General features: G+C 74.2%; 12 protein-coding genes. 3 read left to right on the top strand and 9 right to left on the bottom strand.

The features are described from left to right. The first annotated feature begins 188 nt into the window (after nt 1-188). On the top strand, nt 189-476 hold the full coding sequence (locus AB0D08_RS11695) for a hypothetical protein (protein WP_359887961.1): 288 nt from the start codon (nt 189-191) through the stop codon (nt 474-476). A 60-nt stretch (nt 477-536) separates the two neighbouring features. Here the strand turns inward: AB0D08_RS11695 and fdxA are convergent, their stop codons facing one another. Then, entirely contained in the window at nt 537-860 is a 324-nt protein-coding gene (gene fdxA / locus AB0D08_RS11690) for a ferredoxin (RefSeq protein WP_033826163.1), read from the bottom strand. A 96-nt stretch (nt 861-956) separates the two neighbouring features. Here fdxA and soxR point away from each other — a divergent pair, with 96 nt between their 5' ends. Next, nucleotides 957-1,421 carry a redox-sensitive transcriptional activator SoxR gene (gene soxR / locus AB0D08_RS11685; RefSeq protein ID WP_359887958.1) on the top strand — a complete coding sequence of 155 codons (465 nt, stop codon included), beginning with the start codon at nt 957-959 and terminating at the stop codon, nt 1,419-1,421. A gap of 95 nt (nt 1,422-1,516) precedes the next feature. Here soxR and AB0D08_RS11680 read toward each other — a convergent pair whose 3' ends face one another. The 7 genes from AB0D08_RS11680 to AB0D08_RS11650 all read right to left on the bottom strand — a co-directional run bounded on the left by AB0D08_RS11680 (nt 1,517) and on the right by AB0D08_RS11650 (nt 16,190). Continuing rightward, a complete protein-coding gene (locus AB0D08_RS11680) occupies nt 1,517-11,215 on the bottom strand; it encodes a hypothetical protein (protein ID WP_359887957.1) in 9,699 nt (3,232 codons plus the stop codon). 4 nt (nt 11,216-11,219) lie between these two features. Then, nucleotides 11,220-12,077, bottom strand: coding sequence for a hypothetical protein (locus AB0D08_RS11675; protein WP_359887954.1), 858 nt, complete (start codon nt 12,075-12,077; stop codon nt 11,220-11,222). A gap of 525 nt (nt 12,078-12,602) precedes the next feature. Continuing rightward, nucleotides 12,603-12,809, bottom strand: a complete 207-nt coding sequence (locus AB0D08_RS11670) for a S1 RNA-binding domain-containing protein (RefSeq protein ID WP_359888093.1) — start codon at nt 12,807-12,809, stop codon at nt 12,603-12,605. Then, entirely contained in the window at nt 12,809-13,051 is a 243-nt protein-coding gene (locus tag AB0D08_RS11665; protein WP_359887951.1) for a S1 RNA-binding domain-containing protein, read from the bottom strand. Before AB0D08_RS11665 ends, AB0D08_RS11670 begins: the two co-directional genes overlap by 1 nt. 260 nt (nt 13,052-13,311) lie before the next feature. Continuing rightward, nucleotides 13,312-14,085 (bottom strand): maleylpyruvate isomerase N-terminal domain-containing protein, encoded by a 774-nt coding sequence (locus AB0D08_RS11660; protein ID WP_359887949.1) that lies wholly within the window; start codon nt 14,083-14,085, stop codon nt 13,312-13,314. 111 nt (nt 14,086-14,196) lie between these two features. Next, a complete protein-coding gene (locus tag AB0D08_RS11655) occupies nt 14,197-15,171 on the bottom strand; it encodes a hypothetical protein (protein WP_359887946.1) in 975 nt (324 codons plus the stop codon). Further along, entirely contained in the window at nt 15,165-16,190 is a 1,026-nt protein-coding gene (locus AB0D08_RS11650; RefSeq protein ID WP_359887945.1) for a hypothetical protein, read from the bottom strand. The genes AB0D08_RS11655 and AB0D08_RS11650 overlap by 7 nt, the downstream gene beginning before the upstream one ends. Before the next feature lie 304 nt (nt 16,191-16,494). Between AB0D08_RS11650 and AB0D08_RS11645 the strand changes: the two genes are divergently transcribed. Beyond that, nucleotides 16,495-16,866: a hypothetical protein gene (locus tag AB0D08_RS11645; RefSeq protein ID WP_359887942.1), complete on the top strand. Its 372-nt coding sequence runs from the start codon at nt 16,495-16,497 to the stop codon at nt 16,864-16,866. Between the two features lie 38 nt (nt 16,867-16,904). On the opposite strand, the gene AB0D08_RS11640 is transcribed toward AB0D08_RS11645, so the two are convergent. Further along, nucleotides 16,905-17,642 (bottom strand): VOC family protein, encoded by a 738-nt coding sequence (locus AB0D08_RS11640; RefSeq protein ID WP_359887939.1) that lies wholly within the window; start codon nt 17,640-17,642, stop codon nt 16,905-16,907. Between the last annotated feature and the right edge of the window lie 176 nt (nt 17,643-17,818).

The raw sequence follows: 17,818 nt of genomic DNA, 5'->3' as shown, positions 1-17,818 counted from the left end.
ACTGGGCGCGGGGCAGGTGACCACCCCGATGACGGCGTACGTCTTCCGCGCCTGCGCCTGAACGCGGCCCGCGCCCGCGCCGCCGACCGGCGGTGCGGCCTTCGGCGGGTCGGCCCGCCGGTGAACCTTCCGCGCCGATCCTGCGTCCTCCCTGACAGACCGCCACCGCACGCCCGGGAGAACAGACCATGGCCGACACCGACACCACGCAGACCGAGGACCGGGACCACGCCCCGGCACCGTGGTGGGCGGAGCTCGGGACGTGGGGATCCGTCGGGCTGATCGTCCTCGGGGCGGTCGCGGCGGTCTGGGTCTCCTTCCGGCTGCCCGGTACCCCGGAGGAACTGGCCTCCGGCTACTACCAGGCCGCCAGGATCGTCGCCATCGGCCTGGTGACCGTGGGATGCACCCTGCTGGGCCGCCGGCGAGCCCGGGCCGCCGCCGTCGACGGTGCGGGCCAGCAGGAACGCGGCTGACCCCACCGCGCAGCGGACGTCCGCGGCCCACCCCTCAGGCTGCTCCCCCGGCCGGCCGGCTCACCCGGCGCCCTGGGGCGGCAGGGCCGCCACGGTCGGGTGGTCCCGCCCGATCGGGCCCACCCGTGCGCTGCTGCCGGGGCTGCCGAGGTCGGCGAAGAACTCGGCGTTCACGGCGTTGAAGTGCGCCCACTCCTCGGGGGTGTCGTCCTCGAAGAGGATCGCTTCGACGGGGCACGCCGGCTCGCAGGCTCCGCAGTCGATGCACTCGTCGGGGTGGACGTAGAGCATCCGCTCCCCCTCGTAGATGCAGTCGACGGGGCATTCATCCATGCATGCCTTGTCCTTGACGTCCACACAGGGCAAAGCGATCACAAACGTCATCGAACTGCCGTCCCCTCCGGATCGTTGCTGCTTGTCGTTGCGACGCAGCCGACCGTAGGACCTCAAGTAAGGTTGAGCACAAGAGGAGGCCACCGCATGACGACCTACCGTTCCGGCGATGCCCGGCCCACCGCGGACGACTGGCTGAGCATCGGCGAGGTGAGCGCGCGGACCGGGGCGGCCGTCTCCGCCCTGCGGTTCTACGAGGAGTTCGGCCTGATCGCCTCCCAGCGCGACGGCCGCAACCAGCGCCGCTACCCGCGGCACATGCTCCGCCGCATCGCGCTGATCTCGGTGGCCAAGCGGATCGGCATCCCGTTGCAGGACCTCCTCGAGGCGTTCGCCGATGTGCCGCTCGACCGTCCGCCGAGCCATCAGGAGTGGCAGCGGGCCTCGCGCGGCTGGAAGCGCCGGCTGGAGGAGCGGCGGCAGACCATCGAGCGGCTCGAGTCCGAGCTCACCGGGTGCATCGGCTGCGGCTGTCTCTCGATGAAGGCCTGCGCCCTGCTCAACCCCGGAGACAGCCTCGCCGACGACGGCGCCGGGCCCCGGCGGCTGTGAGGGACGGGTACCCGGCGGACTCCCCGTGGGGTTGGGCACCCACGGGGAGTCCGCCCGGGCACCCGGTCAGCCTCCTTGCACCTCCGCCCGGGCGATCACGCGGACTCCGCCGGTGCCGCGCTCCGCCCTGCGGCGAACGCGGCCGCCGCCGTGACGCTCGCGGCGGCGGCGGACCGCACCGGGTCGTCCGGCCGCTGCCCGTCCGACCCCTGCCCGTCTGTCCCCTGCCCGTCCGGCTGCTGGCCGTCCGGTTGCTGGTCGTCCGCCGGCCGGCGGTGGCGGAGCGTCAGTTCGCGGCTGCCCTCGGGGCGGGCGGTGACCCGGAAGTCCCACTGGTGGCCGCTCTCGGGCGCACCGGCCAGCCGGACGGAGACCTCGCTCGGCCGCGTGCCCGGCTTCAGGTAGGTGGCCTCCTCGATCCTGCGGATCTGCTCGGCCGGGTCACCGGTCAGCTCGAACTCCCGGCGCAGCGGAAGTTCCGCGCCCTCGCCGGAGACGGTGAGGTGGAGCCGCCCGATCTCCGGCAGCCCGTCCTGGAGCAGCGGACGGGCCGCCGCCGCGGCGGACGCCATCGCGGCGGTGACCAGCTCGTTCGCCGGGCCGGGCTCGGTCCACGTCTCGCGGTGGATGTCGTACGGCTCGTGCGCGGGCCAGCCATCCTGGGCCCCGGCGACGAGGTCGTCCAGGATGACGGGCGACCCCTCGGCGCTCTTGCGCTCCACGTAGTCGATCACCTTGCGCACGTCGTCGGCCTTGAGTGCCGCGCCGTCGGGCGTGTTGAGAAGGTCCCCCAGCAGGGCGGAGGTGGCGGCCGAGGATCCGCCGGCCAGTTCGACCAGCCGGTGGGTCGCCTGGATGTGGGCGCGGCCGGCTTCGGTTCCGGCGGTGAACTCCCCGCCGAAGGCCGCCCGTCCGACGCGGGTGGTGCCGATCAGCTGTTCGCGCTCGGCGGGCGTGGCGGCGGTGTGGTCGAACGGCCGGTCGCCTCCGGTCAGCGTCCGGTGGACGTCCTCGAGCAGCCGTGCCCCGTCGCCGGAGCGCAGTTCACCGCCCTTGTGGTCCTCGGTGAAGGCGAGGTAGTGGTCGCCCGGCAGGTCGACCCCGGTGGTCTCGGACAGCGGGATGTCGACGGTGAACGGGACGATTCCCTTCTCCTTGACGGGGTTGCGGTTCCCGTCGAAGAGGGTCACCTCCACCTCGGCGGCGCCGTGGTAACGGGCCATCGGGGTGGCGAACTTGCCGTTGGAGACGATCTGGCCCGAGTCGCCGTGCGTGCCGCCCTCGCGCCAGAGCCGCTGGGCGCCGCCGGTGATCGCCGGGTTGTTGGTGACGTCCCCGGTGATCCTGGCGCCGACCTGGCCCTGCACGCCCGCGTTCTTCGCCGCCAGGTCGGAGCGGACGGTGCCGGAGGAGGTGGCGTTGGCCGGGCTCAGCTCGACCGCGGCGTCGGTGTCCCGGTGTTCGAGCGAGACGATCTTCACGCCGACCTCCACCCCCTTGCCGCCGCCGAGCGTCACCCGCTTGGTCGGGATGCTCGCCGCCACCTCGCTGCCCTGGCTGGCGGTGCCGAACATCGCCGAGAGGTGGCTGTGCGAGGTGACGGTCCCGACCATGGGCTCCATCTCCTGCCAGGTCGACCTGCCGAAGAACTCCGGACCGCGCAGCCGGACCAGGTCCTGGACGCCGCCGACGTCGCCGAGCCAGCGCAGCACGTCGGTGTCGCGCAGCCCGGTCTCCCAGACCCGCTCCGGCGGGATCCGGACGCTGACCTGCTCGGGCGCCTCGGTCGGGAGTGTCCGGGGCGGGCGCTGCGCGGTCGGCGCGTCGTCGGAGCTCTTCGGGGGGACCGGGACGGTCTCGCCGGACTCGACGATGGTCTCGAAGCCGATCGCCGCGGTGCGCCGCTGGTGGACGGAGGCGCCGACCCACGGCCGCCGGGTGATGGTGAACTGCAGCTCGGCCTCTCCGCGGTATGCGCTGCCGGGAAGCTTGGCCTTGGTCGCGGAGCCGGCCGCGGTGCTGCTGGTCCGGACGTCCGCGTGCTCCTGCCCCCGGCCGCCGGTACCGGTCACACCGGCGGTCACCGAGACGGGGGCACCCGGCACGGGAACGGCCGCCGTCGCACCGAGGACGCCTTGGTGGCCGTGGCCGGTGCCGTTGGAGTCGGCGAAGGACCGCTGGACGTCCGTACCGGTGTTGAACTCGGTGGTGCCCGAATCGCCCAGGTGCTCCATCCGGTCGCGGAGCACCGCGCCGACGCGGACGGTGGTGCGGCCGTGCCGCACGACGATCTCGTCCCCGGCCGTCATGCCCTTCAGCCTGGACTGGAGCCGGTCGGGGGTGAGTTCCTCGTCCAGCTTGCGGCGGATGCCCGCCCAGTCGCTCGCGAAGGGGTTGCGTTCCGGCTTGGGCCGGCCGTCCGGTCCCCCCGTCGCCGGGCGCGAGCTGCCGGACTTCCAGCCCGACTCCACCTGGGACACGATCGACTCGCCCAGGGTCCGCCGGGGGCCGGGGGTGGCCCCGGCCGTGGGGTGCGCGGTGTCGTCCTTGGTGCCCGGCGCGGTGCCGTGCGCCGCGGCGGGCTGTGCGTCGGGCCGTGCGTCGGGCAGTGCGTGGACGTCGGTGACGATCGCCGAGGAGTCCAGGCGCCTTCCCTCCACGAAGCCCTTGGGCTGCTTCGCCGTGGTCCGCTCGACCGGCCCGGACACCGGGTCGGCGTCCCGCATCGGGACGGCCACCCGGGCCACGGTGTCGACCTGCTGGGTGTGCGAGCCGTCGTCCACGCCGAGGCGCTTGAACGTGACCTTGACGTCGTACGCCGCGTCGACGTCGAAGAACACCGCCGGCTCGACGTGCTTGCCGCGGTTGGAGGCCGAGCCGACGGTCTCCGCGCCGTGGCCGTAGCTGCGGTCCATCCGGTGGGCGTAGCCGCCGGTGGTGGTCACGAACGGGGCCCGGATGTTGGTCCGGCCGCCGGCGTCGAGGCGGTCGCGGCGGTCGCGCAGGTTGCCCTGGCCGCGGGAGGTGCGGGTGCCGGACTCGAACTCGTACTTGTCCGCGGTGGAGTGGTAGGTGGTGTCCGCCAGCCTGGCCGTGACGGTGACCTCGGCCTTCCAGGTCGTCCCCGAGACGGTCTCGGTGATCTTCCCTCCCCGGGTGAGCTGGGAGAGCTGGGTCTTGAGCGCGACCCGGTCGAAGGTGGCGCCGATCCGCTGCGTCACCTCGTCCGACGGCTCCCCGTACTTGGACCGGACCGCGTCCTCGACCGCGGTGCGCACCTTGTCGGCGCCGCTCAGGGTGTGCACCACGTAGGACGCGTTCAGCTCGTGCTGCTCGCGCATCCGGCGCGGCGCGGTGTGGGTCGCCGCGGGCCGGTCGAGCTCCACGCCGTCACGACGGGTACCGGCAGGCCGGTCGTCGCGGGCGGGCGCGGAGCCTTCGGCGGGTGCGGCGGGCTCCGGGGGCTCGGCGGGGCGCTTGAAGGCGACCGTGCCGTCCTCGCTGCGGGGCGCCTGGACCTTGACGGTGTCCCGGGCGTCCATGCCCACCTCGACGCGCAGCGGTGCCGAGACGGCGGACCGGCCGTCGGGGGCCTCGCCGGGCCGGCCGAAGTGCACGTCCACGGCCAGGTCGGCACCGTAGATGACCTGCGGCGCGCTGTACTTCCCGTTGGCGTACACCCGGTCGGCCTGGCGGCCCTGCCCGCCCACGCGGTCGCGCTGCTGGCCGGACGCCGTGGCGAGCAGGTCGGCGCCGGGTGCGCCCTTGGCGACGGTGCCGCCGAGCTGGCCGTTGGCGGCGCCGGTGCGTGCCAGCAGCCGGCGGTCGACGCTGAACGCGCCGGTCTCGTTCACCGTGTTGAGCTCGGCCTTGCCGTCCTCGCGGCGGTAGGTCATCGACTCGACCCGGGCGGTCGCGGTGACCACCAGGCTCTCCTTGCCGGGGATCTTCACCTCCAGCGCCTCGCCGCGGGTCATCCCGGTCAGCCTGGCGGCCAGGTTCGGCTGGGTGAACCCGCGCAGGACCTGGTCCCGGACGGCGTCCCAGTCGTCGCCGAAACGCTCCCGCCCCTTGGCGTCCACGGCCGCACGCAGCGCGGCGGTGCTCTCCAGGTCCCGCACCACGACGGTCTCGCCCAGGCCGCCCCGGTCGTCACCCCCGTGCCAGACCGAGTCCGGCGGGCTGGTGACCTCGTGCGTCGGCGGCGCGGTGGTCCCGTCCGTTTTGACGGCCTCGGTGGTCCCGTCGGACTTGGCGGTCCCGTCGGTCTCGGGTGCGGGCGACTTCTGCGGCTCGGGCGGGGTGGTGTCGTGGGCCGCGGGGTCCGCCTTGACGGCTTCGGGGGTCGTGTCCGCGCGGTCGACCAGCAGCCGGACGTCCGCCGTTCCCGCCTCGTGCGTGTCGGCCTTGCCGTTGAAGGACATCTCGAAGTGGACGGCGCCCTCGTAGCGGACGCCGGGCACCTTGGACTTGCTGGTCAGCTGGGCGGACCGGCTGTCACCGGCGATCTCGATCCGGTCCCGGCCGAGCCGCCCGGCACCGCCGACGCCCATCAGGGCCGCCCCCGGCTTCAGCACGTTCGCCAGCCCGAACTGTCCCGCGTTGCCTCGGGTCGTCGCGGTGCTGCGCACCTGCTGGACGCTGGTGCCGATGTTGAACTCGGTCTCCTTAGTGGTGCCGGTCTGGCGCAGGTCGCCGACCCGCGCGCTGATCTCGACCGTGCCGAGCGTCCGGCCGCGCCGGTCGGTGAGCGCGACGGTGACCGGTTCGCCGGCCGTCATGCTCTTCAGGTCGCGCTGGAGCCGTCCGAAGTCCACCTCCACGAGGACCTTCTCGCGCAGCGCGGGCCAGTCCTTGCCGAACTCCTGCTTGGCCGCCTGCTCCACGTGGTCGAGCAGTTCCTCCACCGGCCGGTTGCCCTGGGAGGCGCCGCGCGGCGACAGGTCGAGCACGATCTCCTGACCGCCGACGCGGCCGTCCTGCAGGCGCTGCGGGGGTGTCCTCGGTTCGCCGACCGCACCGGCCTCGGGACGGACCGGGACGGCGACCGTCATGCCGAGGTCCACCGTCTCCGCGTGCCCGCCGGATCCGGTGCGCACCGGGGTGTGGTCGTGGCGCAGGTCCCCGAAGTCCAGCTCCAGCCGCATCGTCGACCTGTACACCTCGGCGGGCTCGGCGGTCTTCGACCGCGCCACCATCCCGCCGAGGTCCAGGTTGACCTCGCCGTGGCCGCGGTCGTGGAAGTAGGCGGCGAGCTCCGCCGGCTCCGCGCCCCCGCCCGACTGCCGGGCCTGGACACCGATGTTGTACTGCCACTGCGCGTCGCGGCCGGTCCCGGTCGCCACCGTCCGGTCGGCGCCGTTCTCGAACTCGATCTTCTCGGTGCGCAGGTGCGTCGACTCGGTGACCTGGCCGCGCAGCTTGATGCTGCCGCTCCAGCCGTTGCCCTCGAGCGGGGCCGTCCACACCTCGCCGCGGGAGAGCGCACTGAGTATGGGGCGCAGGGTCGCCGGGCCGAAGTGGGCGTCGGCGAAGGCCCGGGCTGCGGCCCGGTCCCCCGGCACGGCCTGTTCGAGGACTGCGATGACCTTGTCCCGGACCGCCGCTTCGTTCTCGGTCAGCCCGACCACCAGGTCGGTACCGGCGATCGGCCGGGGACCGGCGGCATCCTGGTGCGGTGGCTGCGGCTCTGGTTGCGGCTCGGGCTCGGGCTTCGACTGCGGCTCGGGATCTGCGGTGGTGTGCTGCTGCTGGGACGGCTGCTGCTCGGCCTCGGGCGGCGCCGGCGGCTTCTCGTGGGTCTCGGCAGGCTTCTCGTGGGTCTCCGGCGAGGCGGGGTCCTTCGGCGCGGCCGGCTTCTCCCCGCTCTTCTCCGGAGCAGGGTCCTTCGGCGCCGACGGCTTCTCGCCGGACTTCTCCGGAGTGGGGGCCGTCGTGCCCTCGCGGGTGGCGGCCGGTGGGTGGGTGTCCGTGGAGGTGGACGCCACGGGTTCACTGCCGTCGTAGTGGTTGCCGCGGTGGTACACCGTCACCGCCCGCCCGTCCGCGGGTCCGAATACGGCGAGGGGGGTGCCGTCGTGGCCGACCACCCGCATCCGCAGGCCCAGTGCATGGGCCGCGGCAGCGGGGAGCATCTCGCCCTCGTTGGTCAGCCAGCGGTTCTCCCAGTCCCGGACGGTCCGGAGCAGGGCCTCCCGCTCGCGGGGCGACGGCGGCGGCGCGTTGTGGGCGAGGTGGTCGCCGACGATCTCCCTCAGATCGGCGATCGGCATGCCGGCGTACCCGTCCCGGACGTCGGCCGGGAGGTGGTCGAGCAGTTCACGCGCGCCCAGCTCCGGCCGGCCGAGCATGTGGTGGCGGTAGTTGGACACCACCTCGGTCGGCCAGCGTTCCGGGGGAAGCTCACTGAAGTGCTGCTCGACCGCGGTCTGCAGCCGCCTGGCGACGCCGCCGGACTCCGCCGTCCGCGGTCCCACCAGGTCGGGTGCGCTGACGGCGACCGAGTGGAGCAGGCAGAGCCCGTCGGCCGCCACCTTCACACGTGATCCCGGCGGCGGGAAGTCGACCTCGGTGGCGGCCCGGTGCGCAGGTGACGGGAGGCTCTCGTTCGTCGCGGGGGTCGTGCCGCGTTCCTGGCTCTGCCGGGCCGGGACCGGGTCATGGCCGGTCGCGGTCGTGGGCGTGGGCGGGGTGCTGCGGATGGTGCCTTCGGTCGTCCCGCCCTGGTGGTCGTGCACCGGGCCGGAGGTGCTCGTGGTGGTGGCGGTGTGCGGGGTGACGCCGTTGCCCTCGGAGGTGGAGTGCTCCGGCTTCACCGCCGCCGACGCCGACGCGGGCGGCGGTGGCGGCGGCGGTGGCGGCGTCAGGTCGCCGTCGCGGCCGCGGCCGGTGCCCGGGCGGATGGTGCCGCCGGAGCCGGTGGGCGTACTGGGCCGCACGGCCGGCGGCTTGGGCGCGGGCGGAATCGAGTGAGTACCGGAGCTGGGCCGGCCGCCGCCTTGGTGACCGGTGGAGCCGCTGCCCGCGACCGGGCCGGGTACGAACCCGCCGGCCGTCGGCGGGGTGACGTTCGGGCTCTGGGTGGCGGACGACGAGGACGCGTCGGGCGGGACGACCTGGCCGGGCAGCGCCTGGTCCGGCTCGGTACGGGTCGGCGTGTGGCCGCCGGAGATCCGGGTCCCGCCGTCGAGGTTTGTGTTGCCTCCGGCCCCCGGGGCGTGCGCGGCACCGCCGAGCACCCCGGACAGGTTGGGCACGGGCCCCGTACCACTCCCCTGCGACGGGACGTCCGACGGCTCCGCCACCGTCTCGCGCACCGGCGGAGCCGTGTGCCCGGCGGAGGAACCGGCCGTCACAGTCTGCTGCTCGTGTACGGGGGTGGCAGCCGACCGAGGCCCGCCGGACTCGACGGGCCGCTCGTCCCGCGAGACGCCCTCGTGGCTGCCGCGTTCCACGGCGGACTCGTGCGGCGGCTGCTCCTGCCGCGGCACGCCTTCCTGCCCGGTACGTTCGACGACGGGCTCACGCACGGGCTGCTCCTGCCGCGGCGCGCCCTCGTCCGAGCCACGCCCGACCGGAGACTCGTTCAGCGGCTGCTCCTGCCGTGGCACGCTCTCCTGGCCGCCGCGCTCCGCGACCTGCTGGTGCGGAACCGGCTCCTGACCCGCCGACGGCTCGTGCGAGAGCTGGGGGTCATGCCGCAGCACCGACTCCTGCCCGCTGCCCTGCATCACCGGCTCGTGCGACACGACCGCAGCGGTATCCGGGAGGGTCGACGCCGGCTCGTGCACACTGCGCGCGGTGACCGGCTCGTGTACGGGCTGCTCCTGCCGGGGCGCGGAATCCTGCCCGACCCGCTGCTCCACCGGCTCCCGGACACCGGCCTCCTGACGCGACGCCGGCTCGTGCGACGCCACCACAGCGGCGTCCGAGCGGGTCGCCACCGAATCGTCGGCACTGCGCGCGGTGACCGGCTCGTGTACGGGCTGCTCCTGCCGGGCCACGGCCTCCTGACGCGACGCCGGCTCGTGCGACGCCACCGCAGCGGCGTCCGAGCGGGTCGCCACCGAATCGTCCGCACTGCGCGCGGTGACCGGCTCGTGTACGGGCTGCTCCTGCCGGGCCACGGCCTCCTGACGCGACGCCGGCTCGTGCGACGCCACCGCAGCGGCGTCCGAGCGGGTCGCCACCGAATCGTCCGCACTGCGCGCGGTGACCGGCTCGTGTACGGGCTGCTCCTGCCGGGCCACGGCCTCCTGCCCGACCCGCTGCTCCACCGGCTCCCGGACACCGGCCTCCTGACGCGACGCCGGCTCGTGCGACGCCACCGCAGCGGTATCCGGCCGGACCGCCGCCGACTCGTGGCTCGGCGCGGAGGTGGTCTGCCGCAGGGGCTGCTCCTGCGCGGCCGTCGGTTCGTTGCCGCCCGTGTGCTGAGCCGAGGGGTCGAACGAGCGCGTGGCGCCGCCCGAACTGCCGTTCTCCGCCGCATGGGTGGCCGGTGCCGGGTGGCTGCCGCTGTCCGTCGACCCGACCTGCGACGGAGTCTCGCTCGCCCGTGCGGAGCCGAACGGCATGAGCCCGCTCACCCGCGACCCGCTCGAACCCGGGCCCGAACCTGAACCCGGGCCCGCAGCCGTGTCCGTCCCGGCGTGCGATCCCCCGCCCAGGCCTTCCCCGCCACCGGTCCCGGCCCCGGACCCGTTGCCCGCGCCGTTCCCGCCGTCGAGGGAGCGGGTGGCGGATCCGCCCCCGCCCCCGCCGCCCTCGCCGGTCGGGCCGTGGTAGCTGCCGCCTCCCGACGAGGTGGCGGACCTGGAGAAGGTGGGCGGGCCGTCCTCGCCGATGCCGCGCGAGCCGGAGGCCGGCGTGTCCAGGTGCGGCAGCTCGGCGGCCTTGGGGGCGTTGGCGTGGCCCTTGATCGCGGCGGCACCGGCGTGCAGACCCGCGCCCGCGCCACCGGAGAGGCCGGAGCCGAGCAGGGATTCGCTGTCGACCTTGCCGGTGGTGATGAGCTGGGTGGAGACGTCCGCGCCGACGCCGACGGCCGCGCCGGTGGCCATCTTGCCAGCCGTGGAGTTCAGCGCACCCTCCGCGCCGAGCTTCTTGCCCGCGCCGCCGATGCCCTTGCCGATCAGATGGGCGGACGCCCCGCCGACCGCGCCGCCGAGCGCGTTCTGGCCGACCTCCTTCATGTCGATGCTCTTGCGGTGGCCCTCGGCGAGTTCGATGCCCTGGGCGAGCAGGTTGATCGCGGCCATCTGGGCGGCCTGCTTGGCCGCCATCGTGATCATCTCTTTGAGCAGGGTCTTCAGCAGGGTGGAGACCACGGCCCGGCTGGCGCCGATCGCCACCGGCACCTGGAGCAGCGAGGCGCCCGCGGTGAACGGGGCCTCGGCCTCGGCGGTGGCGATCTCGAAGGCCAGGATGCCGAGCTGCGCGATGATCTGGATCTTCGCGGTCTCGGCGGAGTTGGCCATCTGCTCCAGCATGTCGCCCATGCCGTCGAGCGCGTTGATCGCGCCGGGCAGGTAGCCGGGGTCCTCCTGGGTGCCCTTGCCGGTGGCGAACTTGTCCCAGTACTTGCCCAACGCCTCGGCCGCGAGGCCTCGTTGTCCGTCGAGCGCGCGCTTGATCGCGGCGTCGGAGCTCTGCGCGGCGTCCTTCAGGCTCTCCGCGGCCTTGCGGCAGTGATCGGCCATGTCGCGGAGCTGGTCCTCGTCCGCCTCCGGCCACCGGCAGCCCGCGAGCAGCAGGAGCACCCACTGGAGGGGCTCGGGGAGTTCGACAGCCATCTGGTCAGTGCCTTCCGCTCTGGACGATCCGCGGGGTCACCGGGATGTGTACGGGGTTGTTCACCGGGGCGCTCGGCAGCGACGGTGCCTCAGGAATCGGGTTCGCGCCGGTGTCCATGCCGTCGAACGCGCCGGCGATCGCCTCGTCCGCGCCCTCGTAACCCTCGGCCATCGCCTTCAGGCCGTCGGCGATGCCCTTGAGGGCGTCGGGCAGGCCCTTGATGACGTCCAGCGTGTCCTTGCTGTACTTCAGGTAGCCCTTCTCGCCCTCGGCGAACTTCTTGCCGGACTCGTCGTTGCCCCACGGGTTCTGCGCCTCCAGCGAAGGCAGGAACGCGCTCAACGAGGTGTACACCGTGCGGACCTGCTCGGAGGCGGCGAGCATCGGCGACACCGCTGCCTGGTACTGCTCCGGGTGGACCTCGAACCCCTGCCCGGCGCCGCCCCCGCCGTCGCCGGACGCGGCGGTGCGCTTGACCGCGTCCGTCCCGGTACGGGGCTGCGCCTGCTGGGCCGGAACGGTGGCCGACATCCGGCGCAGCGGCTCCAGGGGGACGCCGTCCTCGGCGGGCTGCGCCGCGATCCGGTCCTGCAGCATCCGCTCGGCGGGCACGGCCTCGGTCGGTGCCAGCAGTGGCTCGGCCTGCAGCTGGGTACTCCGTGCCTGGAGCAGCGGTTCGGCGGGGGTGCCCTCGGTGGCGACGGTGCCGACCCGGAACGCGGGGGTCGCCTCTTCGGCCCGGAGCAGCGGTTCGGCCGGTTGACCGACCCTCACGCCTTCGGTGGCCGAGAGGGCCAGGTGGGCGGGTTCGACCAGGGCGGTGGCCTCGGTCTCGACGCCGGCCGGCTCGTCGTTGCTCATGGTGTTCCTTCGTCAGTGCGGGGTTCGACGGGCGGGCGCGGGTCAGTCCGCGGCACGGCGGGGCGGACCTGGTGGCAGCGGCCGGCTGCGCGGCGGCCGGGGACCCAGCGGTCGCGGGTGCGTGGCCCCGGTCTCGGCGTCGCCCCGCGGCCGAGCGGGAGCGCTCGACGTTGTGAGGCTCTGCGGCGATGGCCTGACGTGCCGTCGCGTCGACATCGGTGTCCGTGGCGGTGGCGAGGTGCACGCGTGCGGCCGTTCGCCGTCCGCACCGTCCGCCGAGACCGCTCCGAGCAGCCGGAGGTTCACCGCTTCCCCCACCGTGTCCTTGACATGTATCCAGCGGGGGAGGTTACCCGGGCAATATGACCACCACATGACCAACGGGAGGCCACTCGCCGATGAAGCTCCGTCAGCGCAGGGCCCTGACCACGCCGGTGGCCCCGGCGACGGTTCTCCGGCGGTCACCCTGACCCCGTACCGGATCAATCCGCGGGCCGGCGATCCCCACGGCCCTTACGGGAGTACCTACTTCGCAGCTCGCGCCGCAGGGAGCTTCGACGCCACGACGGCTGACCCCTCTGCCCCGGCCTGAAAGACCTCCGGCGTACCGGCTGCGGGCCTGCCGTGGACCACTTTGAAGGGCACCAGTCCCACGACCCCGTCTCCGACGCCGACGAAGGCGCCGAAGGGGAGCACTCGCACGACCGTCCCGCGCAGTGCGTGACCCGCCATCACGTGGTCGGCGAAGGCCTGGAAACCTCGACGACGTCGGTCGCAGCTTCGATGTGCCGCCAGGACAGTTCGGGGATCGTGATGAACCCGACGCCCGGAAAGATCGGATGCTCCGGTCCGTCGTCCAAGGCCACGAAGACCCCGAACCGCTCCACCGCCGCGACGGTGCCGGAGAGGATCTCACCGCGGCGCAGTGACCCCAGGAACGCCCAGAGGTCCGGGCTCTCGGACTGCCATTCCATGCCCGCCACTGTGGCACACGCGTCGTAGGTCGACGAGGCCACTGGCGGCCGTACGAGCTGTCCCGGCCGACGAATTGCCGGTCGCCCGGACGCTTCCTGGCGCTCCGACCGGGAACGTCCACCGGGTTGGCGGCGGCGGGGCCGGAACCGGGGCAGCAGGCGCTCGGCCTGCCCGCATCCGCGCGATGTCCGCAACCCCGGGCCCGGTGGCGCGCGCACGAGCACGCGCACCACCGGCGGATGCGTCACAGGTGCGCGTCCTACGCGTTCGGGTCCCACTCTGCGAGCTGCTCCATCGGCTCGGTGTCGCCGGTGGTCTCCACGCTGTCGAGCGGGGCGCGGTCGTAGAAGTACAGGACCAGGTCGCTCGCTGCGCCTCGCATCGCCATGTCGCCCGGCTCCGCGTCGGCGGCGAGATCGTCGCAGCGGACGCCGTCGGCGTTGAGGGTCAGGCGCCAGGAGCGGCCCTCGGTGGCGTGCAGGTCGATGGTGGCGGGCTTGAACGGCCAGGGGACGGTCGTCGCGGAGACGGTCGTCAGGAACTCGTCGACGCCCTCGACCGCGACGTCCGTCGGCAGCGGCTGTGCGGCCCCCTGCGCGAGCTGGGCGTCGTAGGTGTGGACGGCGATCTCCTGGATCTGGTGCCGGGCCACGGCTCCGCTGGTCTCCGGGGCCTGCGAGCGGCCCCACCAGGTCCAGCAGCCGCGGTCCGGGCCGGCCTCGCGCATCGCGTCGAGCATGAGCTCGGTCGACCCGGCGAGCCAGGCGTCCAGGGCTTCGCGGTCGCGGGGCGCGGTCGGGGCGCCCTTCGGGTCCGTCCTCGCCGGGGGCTCGGCGCCCGGGCCCGCCGCGACGATGGCGGCCTGGCGGCGGCGGCCGTCGCCGAGGTGCTGCGCCAGTTCGCGCAGCGTCCAGTCCGGGCAGCCCGGGACCTGGACGTCGAGGTCGGGGGCGGACGCGATCGCGGCACGGAACGCAGCCGAGCGTTCTTCGATCAGCCGCAGGACCTCGGGGAACTCCAAAGTGTTCGACACCTCGGTTGTGTATCACGGCACTCCGGCCGCCGGGTAGCGAATTTGTCGGACGAACGCGTCGACAGCCGGGCGGAGCGCCGCCAACCCGGCGGACGGTCCCGGGCAGAGCAACTACCCGTCCAGGAGCCCCTCCAGCGCCGCGCGGTGGCGTGGGTTCACCGCGATGGTCAGTCTGTCCCCGCGTTCCTCGACGATCACCGCGATGCCGCCGATCCAGCCTGCCCGGTGGCTGCGGTCCGGGTCGGGGTCGTCGCTGCCGGAGAGCCGGACCGGTGTGCCGTCGGCCACCCGGAGCGGCCCGGTGCGGCGGAGGGTGTCGCCGGGCAGCCGGGCGATGCGCAGCCCGCCCAGGTCCTGCCCGTGCAGCCACTCCACCAGGTGCTCGAAGGCGGTGGCGGCGAGCAGCCAGGCCGTCATCGGCCCGGACTGTTCCGTGGAGCGGAGCAGCCAGCGGTCCGGGCCGAGCCGGTGGGCACCCGGCACCAGGAGCGGGAACGGTCGTTCCGCCGCTCCCCCGCCGGGCACCGGCGTCCGTTCGGTGGGTGCGGTCAGCCAGAGCGAGTACCAGGAGCCGAACGCGGCGCTCAGCACGGCCTCGGCGGAGAGCCGGAGGTAGCTGGGTGCGTACGGCACGATCTCGTTGTCGTCCCAGAGCACGCTCAGCACCGCCGGATCGGCGACGCCCTCGCGTTCGTCGGTGACCGCGAAGCCGATGCCGTCGTTGTCGGCGTACACCAGGCGGTAGCGGGACGGGAGATCGGCCTCGGTGAGGGTGAAGTGCTCCTCCGTGCCGTACTCGGCGAGGCGTTGGCGCACCGTGGTGATCCCCGGTGCGGCGTGCGGGTTCGTGATCCGTCCGGCGGCGAACAGCGGGGCCCAGCCGACCGTCTCCCAGAAGGCGCGGACCAGCGGGGGTTCGGCGGGTTCGAAGGGAATCGGGCGGACGGTGCTGCGGTAGAGCAGCGACTGGCGTTCCAGCAGTTCGCGGATGGCCCGGGCCTCGGCGCCGACCCGGTCGAGGTCCGACCCGTCGAGCGCCCGCCCGTCGGGGTCGGGCGCGTCCCTCTGCGTGTGGACGTTCACCATGCCTGCTGCCACCCTTCCCTGGTCTCGTCCCGGATCACGCGCCCGCCGAGCCGGGTCAGTTCCTGGCCTATCGCCGTCCGGTGCCGCGGGTCGCAGTGCAGGACGGCCTGGTCGCCGAGGCTCTCGACCCACACGTCCGCGCCGCCGATCCGGGCGATCGCCTCCACCGTCCGGTCGAACGGCGCCCGGCGGTCGCGGGGCACTCGGCGGACGTCCGTCCCGTCGAGGTCGAGCGCCGCCGCGGTGACGATCAGTCGGCCGGGGCCCGGCGGGTGCAGGCGCGCCAGTGTCGCGTCGTCGACGCTCCGGGCGAGGGCGAAGTAGTGGGCCGGCGAGCGGAAGATCAGCAGGTCGGGCAGTGCGGGGCGGACGTCCTGACGTGCGAGTCCGGGTTCGCCCAGCCGCCAGACTCCGTCGCCGAGCACCTCCAGCCAGGGATAGACGGACGGGAGGACGGGCTCGCCGGTGAGCCCGCAGCGCGGATCGAAGCGCGCCGAGCGGTGCAGCGCGGCCCGCTCCAGGATCTGCCGGATCTGCCACTCCACCGCGCTGCCGTGCCAGCGGTGGACCGGCCGGCCGTCGCTCCGCACCACGACCACCGGCGGATCGTCGTCGCCGGCCGACTCGTCGGTGACCGCTACCTCGTCCAGCACCGCCGCCAGTTCGCTGCGCGGTCCGCGGGCGGCCAGCACCCGGAACCGCGGCCCCAGCCGTGCCCAGGCCGGGCCGTGGTCGTCCGGTTCCACGCCCCAGCGGTCGCGGCGCTCGGCGTCGTCGAACCACTCCTCGAAGACCTCGGCCATGATCCGCCGGCTCTCGGCCGTGCCCGTGCTGGTCCGGGCGCCCGGCGCCACGGTCACTTCGCTGACGCCGATGCCCTGCCACAGGGCGGCCAGCCTGCGGGGTACGTCGGCGGCGGGCGGCGCGGCGCGGCGGGTGGCGCCGTGGCGCGGGTGCAGCTCCGTCAGCAGGGCGTCGAGGCGGGCGAAGTCGGCGCGCTCGTCGTCGGATCGATCCACGGTGTTCTCTCGTCGAAGGGACCGGCCGGGCACCGGCCGCTCCGGATTCCGGGGTGTCGCCCGAGCGTACGGGAGACCTCGGACACCCGGTGCGCGGGGCGGCCTGGGGTGCCCGCCACGGCCTCGGAGCCGGTCGCCCGGCGCGGCCGGCTCCGGGCTCCACCGGCGCTCGAGGGCCGTGCCGTCCGCTACAGGGCCCGGACGCACCCGGCCGCGGGCGCCGCGGGGCGCGCGGCTCCTGGGGCCGCCGACCGGTCAAACCGCCTGCGCGGCAGCGTCCGCCCCCGACCCGAAGTAGGCAGCCATGACGACTCCGACCGCACCGCGGACCGCCTCCCCGCTCCCCCTCCTCGCGGTCGGCGGGGACCGGCCCTGCCGCGGCCTGCACGAGCAGATCGTCCGGATCTGGGCCCAGGCCCTGTACTTCTCGCCGCTCAGGCCCGCCGACCGGCCGAACCCGGAGGCGGTGTGCCAGGCGGTCGTGGAGCAGCTGGCGGTGTACTCCCGCGTGCCCGGCGGCTGCGCCGACGTACTGGCCCAGGACGCCGGCGATTACCCGGCCGCCTTCCGGGACCGCTACACCTGGTGCCGGAACTGCGCCGACCGAGCGTATTCGGCCCTGCTCCTCACCCTGCCGCCGCAGCCCGTCGGCGGGGCGTTCGGGATGTCCGCCTGACCCGGCCCCCGCCGGACGGCGGGGGCCGTTGCCCGGGGTCAGCGCGGGCTGAGCAGGCAGAACTCGTTGCCCTCCGGGTCGGCGAGGACCATCCAGGAGATCTCGGACCGGTCGACACCGGGATCGGTGGCGCCCAGCGCGAGCAGCCGGGCCTCCTCCGCTGCCGGATCGTCACCGCGGTAGGGAGCGACGTCGAGGTGGACGCGGTTCCATCCGCTCTTGGTGTCGGGGGTGCGGACGAATTCGAGGTAGGGGCCGACACCCGCGGCGGACCGCATGGTCGCGTGGTCGTCGGCGACCTCGTGCAGCGTCCAGTCCATCGCACCGTCCCAGAACCGGGCCATCGCCCGCGGGTCGGTGCAGTCGACCACCACGGCGGCGATCGGCCCGGTGTCCCCGTAGACCTGGCGGGGCTCCAGGACGCAGAACTCGTTGCCCTCCGGGTCGGCCATCACCGTCCACGGCACGTCGCCCTGGCCCACGTCGGCGAGCGTCGCACCGAGGTCCTTCAGCCGCGCGACCAGCTCCGCCTGGTGGGCGGGCGAGGTGGTGGCCAGGTCGAGGTGCACCCGGTTCTTGCCCGTCTTGGGTTCCGGGCGGGCGATGAGGTCGATGCAGACGGCGGCGGGGTCGGGGTAGGCGAGGCCCACGGGCTCGAGGTTGGTCACCCCGGGCCCCTCGCTGTCGACACCCCACCCGAGTGCCTGCGCCCAGAACCGGCCGAGCGCGGTGTCGTCCTGGGCCTTCATGTTGATCTGTACAAGTCGTGTTGCCATACCGCAGATCCTAGAGAAGCCGACGGGGGTCGGGAGCCCCGATCACGGGCGCGCCCGGCCTGCCTGAGCACAGGTCAGGCACCCACGGCGCGTCCTGGGGCACGGCCTGGGAGCCGGCGATCGACGAGCCCCCGTACAGCGCCTCCTACGGCGCGCACGGCGGCTTCGAGGGCCTG

Origin of the sequence: Kitasatospora sp. NPDC048540 (assembly GCF_040651175.1) — a bacterium.
In the GTDB taxonomy this organism is placed as follows: Bacteria; Actinomycetota; Actinomycetes; order Streptomycetales; family Streptomycetaceae; genus Kitasatospora.
The sequence above is the reverse complement of the archived record's forward strand: the minus strand, read 5'-3'. Positions and strand labels throughout refer to the sequence as shown.

Coding starts and splice junctions, on each gene's coding strand:
- AB0D08_RS11695 (WP_359887961.1), top strand. CDS start 189: ATGGCCGACACCGACACCACGCAGACCGAGGACCGGGACCACGCCCCG.
- fdxA (WP_033826163.1), bottom strand. CDS start 860: ATGACGTTTGTGATCGCTTTGCCCTGTGTGGACGTCAAGGACAAGGCA.
- soxR (WP_359887958.1), top strand. CDS start 957: ATGACGACCTACCGTTCCGGCGATGCCCGGCCCACCGCGGACGACTGG.
- AB0D08_RS11680 (WP_359887957.1), bottom strand. CDS start 11,215: ATGGCTGTCGAACTCCCCGAGCCCCTCCAGTGGGTGCTCCTGCTGCTC.
- AB0D08_RS11675 (WP_359887954.1), bottom strand. CDS start 12,077: ATGAGCAACGACGAGCCGGCCGGCGTCGAGACCGAGGCCACCGCCCTG.
- AB0D08_RS11670 (WP_359888093.1), bottom strand. CDS start 12,809: ATGGCGGGTCACGCACTGCGCGGGACGGTCGTGCGAGTGCTCCCCTTC.
- AB0D08_RS11665 (WP_359887951.1), bottom strand. CDS start 13,051: ATGGAATGGCAGTCCGAGAGCCCGGACCTCTGGGCGTTCCTGGGGTCA.
- AB0D08_RS11655 (WP_359887946.1), bottom strand. CDS start 15,171: ATGGTGAACGTCCACACGCAGAGGGACGCGCCCGACCCCGACGGGCGG.
- AB0D08_RS11645 (WP_359887942.1), top strand. CDS start 16,495: ATGACGACTCCGACCGCACCGCGGACCGCCTCCCCGCTCCCCCTCCTC.
- AB0D08_RS11640 (WP_359887939.1), bottom strand. CDS start 17,642: ATGGCAACACGACTTGTACAGATCAACATGAAGGCCCAGGACGACACC.